The sequence below is a fragment of the Tepidiforma sp. genome (assembly GCF_034432735.1).
GTDB lineage: Bacteria > Chloroflexota > Dehalococcoidia > Tepidiformales > Tepidiformaceae > Tepidiforma.
In genome coordinates, this window is sequence record NZ_DAOUBJ010000115.1 from 1 (window position 1) to 14,642 (window position 14,642).

Here is a 14,642-nt window from a genome sequence, read left to right on the forward strand (position 1 = left end):
TCGGGCGGCCGCGGCCTCGGCGACCCCTCCGCGTTCAAGATGCTCGAAGAGCTCGCCGCGCTGTTGAAGGGCGCAACAGGGGCGAGCCGGGCCGCCTGCGACCTCGGCTGGTACCCACCCAGCCAGCAAGTCGGGCTGACCGGCAAGGTCGTCTCCCCCAATCTCTACATCGCCGTCGCCATCTCCGGCGCCAGCCAGCACATGGCCGGGATGTCCGGCTCCAAGAACATCGTCGCGATCAACAAGGACCCGGACGCCAACATGGTCAAAGTGGCCAAGTACGCCATCATCGAGGACTACCGCAAAGTCGTCCCGGCGATCATCGAGGAGATCAAGAAGCTCCAGTAGCGGGAGCACCGAGCACATCGAAGCCGCCGGGGGCGGGGGCCGTGTCCTCTCGCCCCCGCCGGCTTCTTTGGCGGCCACGCGCAGGGCGCTTCGCTAGCGGCGAAGCGCCCGTGGCCCAACGGGCGCGTTCGAACGTTGCCTCGTCGGACCTGTACCATACGTGGTACATCGCCGGCACCGATCCCCGTCCGCGCGCCGGTTGCGACCCATCTCGAACCCGGAGGGGTGGCGTGAGCTCATCCAACGACCCTGGGCAGGCCCCCGCCGAGCGCCTGCCACACCGCCTCTACGACGCCGAGGGCAACGTGACGAAGGATCGCCCCTGGATCTTTCGCACCTACGCCGGCCACTCGAGCGCGGCCGCTTCGAACGCCCTCTACCGGAAGAACCTCGCCGCGGGCCAGACGGGGCTCTCGGTCGCCTTCGACCTCCCCACCCAGACAGGCTACTCCTCCGACCACCCGCTCGCGCTCCCGGAAGTCGGCAAGGTCGGGGTGCCCATCAACACGATCGACGACATGCACCAGCTCTTCGAGGGCATTCCCCTTGCGGAGATGAATACCTCGATGACGATCAACGCCACGGCGATGTGGCTGCTCGCGCTCTACATCGGCGTCGCCCGCGAGCGGGGCGAAGACGTTCGGAAGCTCCAGGGCACCACCCAGAACGACATCATCAAGGAGTACCTCGCCCGGGGCACGTACATCTTCCCGCCGGAGGCGAGCCTCCGGCTCATCGCCGAGATGTACGAATACTGCCTCGACAACCTGCCCAAGTGGAACGCCTCCAACATCTGTAGCTACCACCTGCAGGAGGCCGGGGCCACCCCCGTCCAGGAGCTCGCCTTCGCGCTCGCCAACGCCATCGGCGTGCTCGATACCATCCGCGAGCGCAGGGTCGTCCCCGCCGATCGGTTCCCCGAGATCGTCGGGCGCATCTCGTTCTTCGTGAACTCCGGGATCCGCTTCATCGAAGAGATGTGCAAGATGCGCGCCTTCGTCGAGCTCTGGGACGAGATCACCCGCGAACGCTACGGCGTCCAGGATCCGAAGCAACGGCTCTTCCGCTACGGGGTGCAGGTCAACTCGCTCGGCCTCACCGAACAACAGCCGGAAAACAACGCCTGGCGAATCCTGATCGAGGCGTTGGGCGTCACCCTCTCGCGCAAGGCCCGCTGCCGCGCGCTGCAGCTCCCCGCTTGGAACGAGGCCCTCTCCCTTCCCCGGCCGTGGGATCAGCAGTGGTCGCTCCGCCTGCAGCAGATCCTCGCCTACGAGACGGACCTGCTCGAATACCCGGACCTCTTCGATGGCTCCGTCGTCATCGAATCCAAAGTCGAAGAGCTGAAGCGCGAGGCGCGAGAAGAGATCGCCCGCATCGAAGCGATGGGGGGCATCCGCGCCGCCGTCGAATCCGGCTACCTCAAATCGCAACTCGTCCGCTCGATGTCGGAACGGGTCAGCAAGATCAACTCGGGCGAACTCGTCATCGTCGGCGTCAACCGCTGGACCGATGGCCTCCCCTCGCCGCTGACCACGGGCGAAGATGGCGGCATCTTCCGCGTCGACGAAGCCGAGACGCGCCGGACGCTGGAATCGCTCGCTGCCGTGAAGGCGAAGCGCGACCAGGCGCAGGTAGCGGCGGCGCTCGCCGCGCTCGAAGCGGCCGCTCGGGAGGGTCGCAACATGATGGAGCCCTCGATCGCCTGCGCACTCGCCCGGGTGACGACCGGCGAGTGGGCCGATACCCTGCGCCGCGTCTTCGGGGAATACCGCCCGCCGACGGGCGTCGAAGGCCAGCGCCTGTTCGTCGATAGCGACCGTGTGGCCGACGTTCGCCGCCGGGCCGAGGAGTTCGTGCGCCGAACGGGCCATCGCCCGCGGATCGTGGTCGGCAAGCCGGGGCTCGATGGCCACTCCAACGGTGCGGAGGTGATCGCCGTGGCTGCTCGCCACTGTGGGTTCGATGTCGTTTACTCGGGCATCCGCCTCACGCCGGAGGAGATCGTCCAGAGCGCCATCGAAGAGGCCGCCGATGTCATCGGCCTCTCCATCCTCTCCGGGAGCCACCTCGACCTCACGCGTCAGGTGATCGACGGGCTGCGCGCGGCCGGGGCGGGCGATGCCATCCCCGTCATCGTCGGTGGCATCATCCCGAAGGACGACCACGAGGCGCTCCGCGCCCTCGGCGCGCGCCAGATCTTCACCCCTGCCGACTTCGACCTCGCCGATGTGATGAGCCGGATCATGGACGTCGTCGAAGAACAGGCGGGCGTTCGCGCCCGGTGAGCGACGCCGCCGGGGACATCGCATCGCTCGTCGCGGGCGCCATCGCGCTCGAAAAGTGGCCGCTCGCCCAGCTCGTCCGGCGGTTCGAGGATCCGCGCCCCGAGGCCGTCGCGGAGAAGGCGGCTGCCATCGCCGCCCTCGAGGCACGTGGCGCCCGGCCCCGCGCCATGGTCGCTGGCTTCACGGGCACCCCCGGGAGCGGCAAATCGACGCTCGTCGGCGAGCTCGCCGCGCGGCTCATCGCCCGCGACCCCGCCGCCACCGTCGCCGTCCTCGCGATCGACCCATCGAGCCACCGCAGCGGTGGCTCCATCCTCGGCGACCGGACGCGCGTCCACTTCCCCATCGGCGAGCGCCGCCTCTACTTTCGCAGCCAGCCTTCCGACCGGGAGCTCGGCGGCATGGGTCGGGCGACCTATCCCGTCGTTCGGTTGCTGGAGCGGCTGTTCGACATCGTCTTCGTCGAGACGGTCGGCATCGGCCAGAGCGAAATCGAAATCGAACGGCTGGCCGACCGGGTCTACCTTGTGCTCCAACCGCTGGGCGGCGACCAAATCCAGTTCATGAAGGCGGGCATCATGGAGGTGCCCCACGCCTTCATTCTCAATAAGTGCGACGTGGGCGCTGCCGCCCGGCGGAGCTACCACGCCCTCCGCGCGAGCATCGATTTCGCGCGCCCCGGCGAACCCGCGCCGCCGCCGGTCTTCCGCACCAGCGCCATCTCCGGTGAGGGGCTGGATGACGTCCTCGATGACCTCGTCGAACACCGCACGGTCCACGACGAGGCGGCCCGCTCGCAGCGCGACCGCTACTTCCTCGAGAAGTGGGTACGGGACGAGTACGGCCGTTTCGGCCTGACGCTGCTCGAACGGCAGGGCGGCGCGGCGAACCTCCTCGAACGGGCCGGGGGCTTCGAGGCCGCGCAGGCAGCGTACAGGGCCCCGTGCGACCCCTTCGCCTAGGCCGAGCGATCGCCCCCGCGCTCAGGCCGGGCTGGCGCCGTCGACCGCGCCCGGGGCCGGATCGAGGCGGAGCGGAAGCTGGGCCGCGCCCTCGCGGCGCGCGCCTTCGGCGAGCACCGCGCGGTAGAGCTGCTCGTGGCGGAGCACATTGAGCGCCGCGCTGAAATGGCGCTCGACGCGCCGGCGGCACTCGCGCCGGTCGAGCTCCTTCGCTCGCCAGGCGGCCTCAGCCGCCTCCTCCACACCCCCGCAGATGATGCCGGTCACCCCGTCCTGAACCACTTCAGGCACCGACCCGTTCCGGAAGGCGATGACCGGCGTGCCCGTCGCCATCGATTCGATCATCACCAAGCCGAACGGCTCGGGCCACTGGATGGGGAAGAGCGTGGCGAGCGCATCGCGGTAGGCGCGCAGCTTCTCCTCCGTGGGGGGCTGCTCTTTCACCTCGACATCGAGGCCGCGCAGGCGCGGGCGGACCTCCGCTTCCCAGTACTCCCGCTCCAGCTGTTCGTTGATCTTCACCACCATGAGCAGGGGGAGCCCCGCCCGGCGGGCGATCTCGATCGCCTGCACGGGGCCTTTCTCTGGGTTGATCCGCCCGCAGAAGAGCAGGTAGTCGCCCGGGCTCTCGCGGAACGGGAAGGCGGCCGGGTCGACCCCATTGTGGATGACCGTCGCGCGGACGCCGGCGGGGAGCGTCGACCGCTGGTGGTGGCTGATCGCCACGAGCTGGACCCGCTGGCCCAAGGCGTGGATCAGGTCGCGATTCTCGGCCGTCACCGGCCCGTGGAGCGTATGGACCACGGGCACGGGCAGCGCCGCGCCCACGACCGGCCCGAGGAAGGTGTGGTCGTGGATCAGGTCGAACTCCCGCCAGCGGTCGTAGGCAGCGAGGATGTGCTGCGCTTCGACGGTGACGCTCCCGAGCAGCGCCGAAGGCGGTTCGGCGAAGGTGGCGACGAGCTGCGCCTCGGTGCGCGAGCCACCGGCCGCGAAGAGCGTCACCGCGTGGCCGCGCCGGGCGAGCCCATCGGCGAGGTAGCTCACCACCAGCTCGATGCCGCCGTAGCCCGTCGGCGGGACCGCGAACCACGGCGGCGCAACGATCGCAATCCGCATCGTCTCCATCGTTTACGCTCCCGGTTCGAAGGCAAAAGCAGCGCCTACCGCTCGGAAGGCGCCTGCCGACATTCTTTCGACGGCATCGGATGCACGTCAAGAGCGACAGAGCCCCCTCGCAGTGCTTCAGCGGGGCCAGCGATCGGTGAGGACGATGGCGATGTCGCCCCGCACATCCTCCACTTCGACGGCCACGCCGGCGGCGCCCCGGCGGAAGGCGAGGTCGACGGCCGCGCCGGCGAAGCGGAGATTGCGCAGCCGCACCCACTCCACCATCCCGGGGAGGATGGGCCGCGTGATGGCGAGCGTGGCCGGCCCCGCCGGCCGCAGGCCGAGGAGCGTCGAAAGGACGAACGGCAGGCTCGCTGCCGACCAGGCCTGTGGCCGCGAGGCCACCGGGTAAGGGGTCGGCACGAGGCGCAGCTCCCGCGGGTCGCCGCAATACAGCTCGGGGATGCGGGAGGCGGGGAAGGCGAGCGCGGCCTCGATGAACGCCGTCCCGAGCGTGCGCGCGAGGTCGTCGAAGCCGAGCCGCCGGAGCCCCGCGAGGAGGATGGCATTGTCGTGGGGCCAAACGGAGCCGGTATGGTAGCCGAGCGGGTTGTAGCCGGGGACGGAAAGCGCGAGCGTCCGCACCCCCCAGCCCGTGAAGAGGTCCGACTGGAAGGCGCGGTCGGCGAAGGCCGCGGCGTGCGCCGGCGCCGGATCGCCCAGCCAGAGCACGTGGCCCGCATTCGAAGCCGGCGTGGGGACGGGCACGCGCGCCCGTTCGAGGCAGAGGGCATAGCCGAGCGTCGCATCGGCGAAGCGTTCCTCGAGGATGGCGGCGACCCGCTCGGCGGCGGCCTCCGCGCCCTCGGCGGTCTCGCCGCAAACGCTCGCCAGCCGGGCGTAGGCGCGCAGCGCGGCCCAGGTGTAGGCCTGCACTTCGACGAGGGCGATCGGCGGTTCGACGAGCCGGCCGTCAGGCCAGCGGATAGCGTCGTGGGAATCCTTCCAGCCTTGGTTCTCGAGCCCGGCCGCCGATTCGCGGGCGTAGGCGATGACGCCGCCGTGGCGTTCGAGCTCACCGAGGCACCAGCCGGCTGCGGCCTGGAGGGCTGGCCAGAGGCTTCGCACCGCCTCGCGGTCGCCGGTCCAGGCGAAGTACTCCTCGGCCGCCACGATGAAGAGCGGCGTCGCATCGACGCTGCCGTAGTACTTGCCGAAGGGCACCTCGCCGATGGCCGCCAGCTCGCCCCAGCGCAGCTCGTGCGGAATCTTGCCGGGGGCTGCATCGCTCGCTGGGTCGTGTCGGTCGGCCTGGTAGCGGGCGAGCACTTCCAGCCCGCCGCGCAACAATCGCGGCGCCCAGGGCGCGAGGAACATCCCCGCGATCAGGCTGTCGCGCCCGAAGAGCGTGTCGAACCACGGCACCCCGGCAGCGATGAACTCGACCCCATCGACCGAGGTGCGCAACGCGCGGATATCGCGCAGCGCCTGTTCGACGGCGTAGTTCAAGGGCTCGTAATCGCACTGGAAGGCGGTCGCTTCGGCGAGGAAGGCGCGTTCCTCTCGCTGGACACGGGCGATCACCTGTGGCAGCGGCTGGCGCTCGACGGCCTCGCCCGGGTTCACGCGGAGGTCGAGCACCACCGTTTGGCGTGGTTCGAGCGTGAGCCGATAGACGGCGCCCCCCGGCCCCATTCGCGTCGGCGGTGGGTCGAAGCGCACGGTCGTCTGCCGGGTGACCCCGTCGGCGCCCGTCGCCCGGTAGCGCACACCGGCGCGCCCGATGACCACCTCTCCCCGCGGCCGGGGCGAGCGCCGCTCGAAGCCTCGGACCTCGAAGATATCGCGGAAGTCGGCCTCCACGTCGAGCCGCAGGTCGATGGCCTGCGGCTCGGGGTGGTAATTCGAGATGGTGAGGCTTTCGACCAGCCCACGGCCGAGGACGCGCCGCCGGCGGATGAGGAGCGCCCGCGCCGGCACGACGGGTCCGCCGGGCTCGGCCATCGCCGGGTTGGTGAACACGGCCGAGAAGACGGCTCCGTCTTGGCTCGCATCGAGCAGGATCGGCGCGAGCCCGCCGAGGGTGAGGCGGAGGCGCGAGAGGTGGCGCGTGTCGCAGCGGTAGAGGCCCGTCGCTTCGTGCTGGGCGGCATCGATGTCGCCGCCCGCGAGCGCCACGAGCGAGATGCCCTCGTTGCGGAGGATGACGCAATCGGTGATCGAGCCGGCCGGTTGGGGCTCTTCGCCCACCGGCAACCACGCACTCCCCTGGGCCTCGCTGTTCCTGCGCATCGGCGCGATCGGCTGCTCTCTCACCGCCCATTCTGCCGCTGCCCGCTCCGAGCGGCCACTCCCGGGCGGGGCCAACCGAGGACAAATGTGACGTGAATGCTGAGTTCAGTAAGCGATATCGGTATTTGGGGTTCTCTAGAGCGTAATCGGCGCGAATTCGACAATCAGGCCACGAGCCTGTCGTGCATCGACAGGAGGCCGAATCCGCAGTGCGGAGCGGGGGAACCGCCCTTTCAGGGTGAATCCTCCACGACTGAGGACGGGTGCTTCCGCCCGAACCCGCCAGCTCACCCCGCAGGCCCGGGAAGCGAACCGCTGGAGTACTGCCTGTGCCGCTTCGTGCCGTGTGGCGCCCTCGAGGCCTGGCGCCCGCCGAACTTCGCTCCAACCTCGTCGCCGGTGTCGTGGCCGGCATCATTGCCCTCCCGCTTTCGATTGCACTGGCCGTAGCGGTGGGCGTCCCGCCCATTGCCGGCCTCTATACGGCCGTCTTCGCGGGGGCAGCGGCGAGCATCTTTGGCGGCTCTCGCTACAACATCACCGGGCCGACGGCAGCGCTCGTGCCGCTGCTCAGCCACGTCGTTCTTACCCATGGGGCGGGAGCGCTGCCCATGGTGGGGCTGATGGCGGGAACGATCCTCATCGTGATGGGGCTGCTGCGCTTCGGACGCCTCGTGCGCTACATGCCGGGCACCGTCATCGTTGGCTTTACCGCGGGGATCGCGCTTTCCATCGCCTTTGGCCAGCTCAACGCCCTGCTGGGCGTCACGGGGACGAACCCCGCAGCCGAGCACTTCCACGAGCGCACCTTCGATACGCTTCGCCACCTCGGAACGGTCGGCTGGACCACGCCGCTCGTCGGTTTCGCTTCGCTCGCCATCCTGATCGCCTGGCCGCGCATCGATGGTCGCATCCCTGCACCGCTCGTTGCCGTGGTCGCGGTGACGGCGGCGGCCTGGTCACTCGGCCTCGAAACCCCGACCATCGCCAGCAAGTACGGCGAACTGCCGCTCCAACTGCCCCGGCCGTCGCTCGCTTTCTTCGACACCGGCCTCGTGGTGGACCTCATCCAGCCGGCCATTGCCGTGGCCATCCTCGGCGGCGTCGAGTCGCTGCTCTCCGCCGTCGTCGCCGATGGGATGGCCGGCCAGCGCATCCGCCACGATGCGGATAGGGAACTGCGCGCCCAGGGCATCGCCAATCTCGTCAGCCCCATCTTCGGCGGCATCCCGGCCACGGCCGCCATCGCCCGAACCGCCGCCAGCATCCGCGCCGGCGCTACCTCCCGCGTTGCTGGCGTTGTCCATTCGGCGACTGTGCTTGCCCTCACGGTGGCGCTCGGTCCGCTCGCGGGTCACATCCCCCTCACCACGCTGGCTGCCATTTTGCTCGTCACGGCTTGGAAGATCGCCGAGGTGCCGGAGGTGACCCGCCTGCTCCGTCGCGCGCCGCGCGAGGATGCCGTTGTCCTCGTGGCCACCATCGCGATGACCCTCTTCTTCGACCTCACCTACGCGATCGGCTTCGGCGTGCTCGCGTCGACGGTACTGCTCGTCCGCCGGCTTTCGACGATGCCGGCGGCGGCGGCCCTTCTCCCCGACCCGAACGGCCGTATCGCCCAGGTGTCCGACGACCTCGCTGCCCTCATTCGCTCACGCCCCGACATCGACATTTTCAGCGTCCAAGGCTTGCTTTCGTTCCACAGTGCGCGTTCGTTCGAATACCAGCTCGAGGGCGATGCGCACCGCCCCCTCATCCTACGGATGAAGGACATCCACCACATCGATACCACCGGCCTCCTCACCCTCGAGGGCATCATCGAGCATCGCCAGCGTCACGGTGGGCGGGTCATCCTCACGGCGATCCAGCCGGAGATTCGCCCCGTTCTCGGGCGGTTCGGGATCCTCGACCTCCTCGGGCAGGAAAACGTCTTCGAGCATACGAAGTGCGCCATCGCGAGCATCGACCACCCGGAGCTGCCGCCCCCCGACCACGAACGCACCGCCGACGCCCTCGCGCGCGCATCGTGACAGGTGCCCCTCGGAGCTGAGGCCGTCGCGGCCGCACGCTGGCCCGGTCAATCTCGTACCGGAGGTCAGCCGCCCGTGGCCCTCACCCTCGTCGAAGCCTCGAAGCTCAGCAACGATACCCTCCTCGCCGGCGTCATCGAGACGATCGCGCAGGAAAGCCCCGTCCTCCAGCGCCTGCCGTTCATCGAAATCGTCGGCAACGGCCTCACCTACAATCGCGAAAACGTCCCGCCCACGGCCAACTTCTACGACGTCGGCGACGATTGGGCCGAGAGCACGCCGACCTTCACCCAGGCCACCGCCACCCTCCGCATCCTCGGCGGCGATGCCGATATCGACAACTTCCTCAAGGCCACCCGCTCCAACCTGCAGGACCTCGAGGCGGCCATCGTCCAGCTCAAGGCGCGCGCCGTGCAGGCCCTCTTCGATGACACCTTCATCAACGGCGATGCGACCGCCAACCCGCGCAGCTTCGATGGCATCGACCGCCTCTGCGATCCTGCCCAAGTCGTCTCCATGGGGCCGAACGGCGGCACGCTCACGCTCGAAAAGCTCGACGAGCTCATCGACCGCGTGCGCGGCGGCAAGCCCGACCTCCTCCTCATGAGCCGGCGGACCCGCCGGACGCTCAACGAAATCGCCCGCGCCGCCGGTGGCTTCCTCGAGGCCGACCGCGACGAATTCGGCCGGATGGTCCAGTACTACGACGGCATCCCCATCGGCCTCAACGACTACATCGCCGACGACCAGCCCCTCGGCACCAGCAGCGACTGCAGCACCATCTACGCCATGCAGTTCGGCGAGGGTGGCCTTGTGGGGCTCACCGCGCCGGGCGGCCTCACCGTCGAACGGGTCGGGAGCTTGGAAACCAAGGATGCGAGCCGCATCCGCGTGAAGTGGTACGCCGGCTTGGCGCTCTTCAACTCCGTGAAGCTCGCGAAACTGGTCGGCGTCCGCCCCTAAAAGCCCGCGCAGGAGGCGGGGTGCTCAGGCCACGAGCCGGTGCCGCCCCGCCTCCTTGGCCCGGTAGAGCGCGCGGTCCGCCGCTTCGTACGTCGCCGAGAGGGCGTCGAGCGGGCGCCCTTCGGGTGGGTCCTGCCACGGCGCGAAGCCGCCGCTGAGGGTGACCCGCAGCTCCAGCCCTCCGCCGATGGCGACCGGTTCGCGGGCGACCTCGCCGATGCACCGCAGCGCCGTCTCCTTCGCCTCGCCGGCGGGCACCGTGAAGAAGACGGCGAACTCCTCGCCGCCGATTCGGCCCACCATCCCCGCCGTGTCCACGGTGGCATCGAGCCGCCGCGCTACCTCCCGGAGCACCACATCGCCCGCCGGGTGCCCGTAGGTGTCGTTGATCTTCTTGAAGAAGTCGATATCGAAAATCGCGATCGCCGTTGGCGTGTGCAGGGCCGCCTGGTGGAACCACGCCCGCCGGTTCAGCACGCCCGTGAGCGCATCGTGGTTGGCCAGGTATTCGGCCTCCACCCGCAGGCGGTCCAGCTCCTGCGCCTGCTCCTCCAGCGCGATCGCGTTGGCGCGCAACACTTCCATCGTCTCTTCCATCTCCTGTTGGGCCAGCATCAGCTCCGTGACGTCGCGCGCCACGATGTAGCTCTCCTCGTCCGTGACCGCCGAGGCGTTGAAGGAGACCCATCGCCAGCTGCCGTCGGCGTGCCGGAACCGCCCCCGCAGGTCGTAGGCGTTCTCGCCCGCCAGGACGGCTTGCGCCCGCGCAAGCTGTTCGACCCGGTCGTCGGGGTGGACGAAATGCCAAAGGCTCTCGCCGAGTAGCTGCTCCGGCCGCCACCCGAGCGTCCGCTCCCAGGCCGGGCTCACCCGCTTGAACCGCCCCTTGGCCGTCACGATCGCCAGCATGTCGATGGAAAACTCGAAGATGCGGTCGCGGTCTCGCTCGACGGCGCGCTCCGCGGTCACGTCGCGCCCGACGAAGACGAACCCGCCCTTCCCCCCGCCCAGTCCGGGCAGCGCCGAGATGGCCACCCAGATCCAGGCCCGGCTCCCGTCCGGCCGGGTGTATTCCCATTCGCGCTGGACCACCCCCTCGGCGGCGACGCGCTCCAGGAGGTCGGCCATCCCCCGCCCCCCGCTTTCGACGGCGAGCGTTTCGACCGACCCGAGCGCCTGCAGCTCGGCCTCCGACCGCCCCAGGATCGCCTCCGCGGCCGGATTCGCCCGGGTGATCCGCCCCTCCCTGTCGGTCGCGAGGATCGCCAGGCCGGCCCCATCGACGATCGCTCGCTGGAGCGCCAAGGTTTCCGCCAGCTCCTCCGTGCGCCGGGCGGCGAGCTGCTCCGCGCGCCGCCGCCAGCCCTGGAGCAGCCACGCCATTGCCGCAGCGAGGAAGGTGAGCGCCCCGCCGCCGAGGCGGGTCGCGTTCGCCAGGGCCGCGTTCGAATACGGGAAGGCGGCCCCCGGGCGTACCTCGATCCGCACCGCACGGCCCGCCAGCTCCGCCCGCCGTACCGTCCGCAGCTCCCCCTTCGGCTGCCCGCCGCTCGCGTAGAGCACCGGGCTCTCCGGCGACGATTCATCGACGACGGTAATCTCCACTTCCGCCGAGAGCGCCCCGAGGGCGGCACGATAGAACGCCGCCTGTTCGAACACGGCGAACACCCATCCCTGGGTAGCGGCCACCCGCCGCTCCGGCTCCAGCGGCGCCGGCCGCTCCCGGTAAACCGGAACGAAGAGGATGAACCCCTGCGCCCCGTCGCGCACGAGCGGCACCGGCGCCGTCATCTGCATCCAGCCCGAGGCCGCCGCGTCGAGGGCTGCTTGCCGTTGGATGGGCGCCCCGTCGAAGCGGAGCCCGATCGAACCCTCATTGCCCTCCAACGGCTCCACGTACTGGACCACCCAGGCGACGCCGCCGTCGTTCGGCACGTGCCCCGCGACGCCCTTCACCTGCACGGGCCGCCCGCCCGGCCCCGCCTTCGCCGCGAACGCCGGCAGCTCCTCCTCTGGCACCACCGGCGCGTAGCCGAGGGAGCGGAAGCCCGGGTAGCGCTGGCTCACCCGCATCCCCTGGATGAAGGTGCGCCATTCGTCGGCCGAGACCATCTCCGAGGTGCCGAAGAGCGCTGCGCCGGCGAGCAATACATCTTCGTAGGCCGCCAGCCGCGCCTCGAGCCGTTCCACGGCGTGGTTCGCTTCCGCGTCGAGGTGCTCGCGGTTGCGCGCGGCCCCGTTCGCCTCCGCCTGGGCAGCCAGCAGCGCCGTCCCCGTGAGCCCCAGCACCACCACCGCCAACGGGACCGCTCGCCAGCCGATGGCGCGGCGGAACGCCCCCCAGAGTCGCCCGGTGCGCATCGCTACCCTCCCGGCGGAGCGCGCAGGCTCCGCCCTCTGCCGTAACTTTCGACACACCGAGGCGTCCGCTGGAGTCCTGCTGCGACGGCGCCCGCTTGGCCCTCGGCGGGGGGCGGCGCACCCTGGCCCCATGGCCGCCCCGCCGCTCCGCGCCTACCAGCGCCGCGTCTTTCTCCCCCTCTGCCGCGGCCTGTTGCTCGCCCGGCACGAGCAGTTCACCCTGCTGATGCCCCGCCAGTCGGGCAAGAACCAGCTCGCCGCCACCATCGTCACCGCCCTCCTCCTGGCCCACGCCCGCCGCGGCGGGAGCATCGTGGTCTGTGCGCCGACCTTCCACCCGCAAGCCGTCATCAGCCTCGAACGCACCTGCGCCATCCTCGAGCCGGCGGCCCGCCTGGCCGGGCTGCGGCCCTTGCGCGCCGAATCTCGCCTGCGCTGCGGCAACGCCGAGGCGATCTTCCTCTCCGCCTCCGGCCACGCCCAGGTGGCCGGTCACACCGCCAGCATCGCCCTCCTGGCCGACGAAGCGCAGGACATCGATGCCGACTGGTTCGACCGCCAGTTTCGCCCGATGGCCGCCTCCACCGGTGCCCCCGCCTTGCTCTTCGGCACCCCTTGGGATGGGGAGTCCCTCCTCGAGCGCGCGGTCGCCCGCAACGCCGGGCGGATGGCTGCCGGCGTCCCGCTCCACTACACCGTCACCTGGCAGGAGGTTGCCCGCGAAGTGCCCATCTACGGCCACTACGTCGAACGCGAACGGGAGCGCCTCGGCGCCCGCAACCCGCTCTTCCTCTCGCAATACGAACTGATCGCCTCCCGAACGAGCGCGCGGCTGCTCGGCGACGAGGCCCTCGCCCGCATCCAGGGCAGCCATCCGCTCCTCTCGGGCCCCCTGGCGGGCGAGCGGTACGTCGCCGGGCTCGACCCGGCCGGCGAGGGTGCCGATGCCACCGTCCTGGCCATCGGTCGCCTCCAGCCGGGGCGGCGGCTCGAGATCGTCGCCTTCGAACGGTGGACCGGCGGCGACCTCGCGGGTTTCGCCCCGCGGGTCGCTGCCATCGCCCACCGCTGGGGGCTCGAACGGCTCGCCATCGATGCCACCGGGCTCGGCCAGCCGCTCGCCGCCGCCTTGGAGCCCCACCTCGGCCGTGCCCTCCTCCCCGTCGCCTTCAGCGCCCAAACGAAGAGCGCCCTCGGCTGGGAGCTCGTCGCCGCGTGCGAAACGGGGCGGCTTCTGCTCCCGGCCCGGCGCGACGCCCCGCCCGAGTGGCTGGAGTGCCAGCGCCAGCTTCGGGCCTGCCGGCGGGCGCTACGGATCGGCGGCATCCTCCACTGGGAAGCGCCCACCGGCGAACACGACGACTACGTCGCGGCCCTCGCCCTCGCCCTCCACGCGGCCGCCGCCCTCCCCGGCCCGCGCGTCGCCCGGGGCCTCCCGGGCGGCGCCTAGTCGGCTGCTGGCGGGCCTTCCCCGCGGCGTGCCCCGAAGCCCCGACCCGCCAACGCGCCCGAGCCTCTAACAAAATTCCTACTGACATACATCAGGGGTTTCCCGTATTCTCCCCGTGGTGTTCACTTACGGTTCCCCTATCGTGGGGAAGAGTGACACGAGCGCGGCGGCCGGGTTGCCGCGCAGTGACCGTTCGGGAAAGCAGCCGTTCTCACCCCGTGGCGTGGGCGGCGCCAGGAAACCCCAGGAGGCAGCGCAGAGACCAGCAGATAGGGAACCACGGGGACGAGAACGCCGGGGAGGAATCTGCGTTCGCCCAAGTTCGAACCGCCGGCCAGGGACAGCCGGCACAGCGAGGACGGAGGAATCATGACACTCGCACTTTACGGAAAGAGCAAGCGACGGCAGAGCGCGCTCCTGGCAGCCGCGCTCTTCGCCGTCATCATCGCCACCATCGGCGCCCTCGGCGCCGCGACCAGCGCCTTCGCGCACCACAACACCTACACGGCCTCCCGCCAGTGCGATGGGAGCTGGACGGCGAAGTCGACCTACGTCGGCGGGAACAGCCGCAAGCTCGTCCTCATCAGGGACGTGGTGATCAACGGCGTCGCCTATCAGGCGAGCTGGGCGAACAGCTCCAGCGACCCGCCACCCGACGATTTCACCGATGGGGGTATCCCCAAAGGCACCAACAAGGTCATCCCCCGCAGCAGCTACACGGGCAGTGGCACGAGCACCAACGGCCTGCCCACCGACCCGGGGAACGACGACTTCCTCTGGGTCGGGGTCGACGGTGGGTTCACTATTTTCGATCGCAGCGGCGGCGCCGGCACCTTCC

At 70.3% G+C, this 14,642-nt stretch carries 9 protein-coding genes, 1 pseudogene and 1 riboswitch; of the genes and pseudogenes, 7 read left to right on the forward strand and 3 right to left on the reverse strand.

Features of this window, described 5'->3' with window-relative positions; translation table 11 throughout:
• From VAE53_RS10465 to VAE53_RS10475, 3 genes are all read left to right on the forward strand, one after another.
• Positions 1–348 (forward strand): electron transfer flavoprotein subunit alpha/FixB family protein (locus VAE53_RS10465; RefSeq protein WP_322819322.1); only part of this gene is annotated, 348 nt, incomplete at its 5' end.
• A 272-nt stretch (positions 349–620) separates the two neighbouring features.
• The gene (locus VAE53_RS10470; RefSeq protein WP_369294049.1) at positions 621–2,636 is read left to right on the forward strand and encodes a methylmalonyl-CoA mutase family protein; all 2,016 of its coding nucleotides are present in this window, start codon (positions 621–623) and stop codon (positions 2,634–2,636) included.
• Positions 2,633–3,598 carry a hypothetical protein gene (locus VAE53_RS10475; protein ID WP_322819324.1) on the forward strand — a complete coding sequence of 322 codons (966 nt, stop codon included), beginning with the start codon at positions 2,633–2,635 and terminating at the stop codon, positions 3,596–3,598. Before VAE53_RS10470 ends, VAE53_RS10475 begins: the two co-directional genes overlap by 4 nt.
• A 21-nt stretch (positions 3,599–3,619) precedes the next feature.
• Here the strand turns inward: VAE53_RS10475 and VAE53_RS10480 are convergent, their stop codons facing one another.
• Together VAE53_RS10480 and VAE53_RS10485 are read right to left on the reverse strand one after the other, a co-directional pair.
• Positions 3,620–4,726 (reverse strand): glycosyltransferase family 4 protein, encoded by a 1,107-nt coding sequence (locus VAE53_RS10480; protein WP_322819325.1) that lies wholly within the window; start codon positions 4,724–4,726, stop codon positions 3,620–3,622.
• A gap of 117 nt (positions 4,727–4,843) precedes the next feature.
• Positions 4,844–7,000, reverse strand: a complete 2,157-nt coding sequence (locus VAE53_RS10485) for a glycogen debranching N-terminal domain-containing protein (protein WP_322819326.1) — start codon at positions 6,998–7,000, stop codon at positions 4,844–4,846.
• 186 nt (positions 7,001–7,186) lie between these two features.
• Positions 7,187–7,315: riboswitch (cyclic di-AMP (ydaO/yuaA leader) on the forward strand.
• A 14-nt stretch (positions 7,316–7,329) separates the two neighbouring features.
• Between VAE53_RS10485 and VAE53_RS10490 the strand changes: the two genes are divergently transcribed.
• Both VAE53_RS10490 and VAE53_RS10495 read left to right on the forward strand, forming a co-directional pair.
• Positions 7,330–9,030: a SulP family inorganic anion transporter gene (locus VAE53_RS10490; protein WP_322819327.1), complete on the forward strand. Its 1,701-nt coding sequence runs from the start codon at positions 7,330–7,332 to the stop codon at positions 9,028–9,030.
• A gap of 75 nt (positions 9,031–9,105) precedes the next feature.
• On the forward strand, positions 9,106–9,993 hold the full coding sequence (locus tag VAE53_RS10495) for a major capsid protein (RefSeq protein ID WP_322819328.1): 888 nt from the start codon (positions 9,106–9,108) through the stop codon (positions 9,991–9,993).
• Positions 9,994–10,017: 24 nt separating this feature from the next.
• Here VAE53_RS10495 and VAE53_RS10500 read toward each other — a convergent pair whose 3' ends face one another.
• Positions 10,018–12,354 (reverse strand): PAS domain S-box protein, encoded by a 2,337-nt coding sequence (locus VAE53_RS10500; RefSeq protein ID WP_322819329.1) that lies wholly within the window; start codon positions 12,352–12,354, stop codon positions 10,018–10,020.
• A gap of 130 nt (positions 12,355–12,484) precedes the next feature.
• Between VAE53_RS10500 and VAE53_RS10505 the strand changes: the two genes are divergently transcribed.
• A complete protein-coding gene (locus VAE53_RS10505; RefSeq protein WP_322819330.1) occupies positions 12,485–13,804 on the forward strand; it encodes a hypothetical protein in 1,320 nt (439 codons plus the stop codon).
• Between the two features lie 369 nt (positions 13,805–14,173).
• Positions 14,174–14,642: pseudogene (locus VAE53_RS10510) on the forward strand (hypothetical protein); the annotation flags it as partial.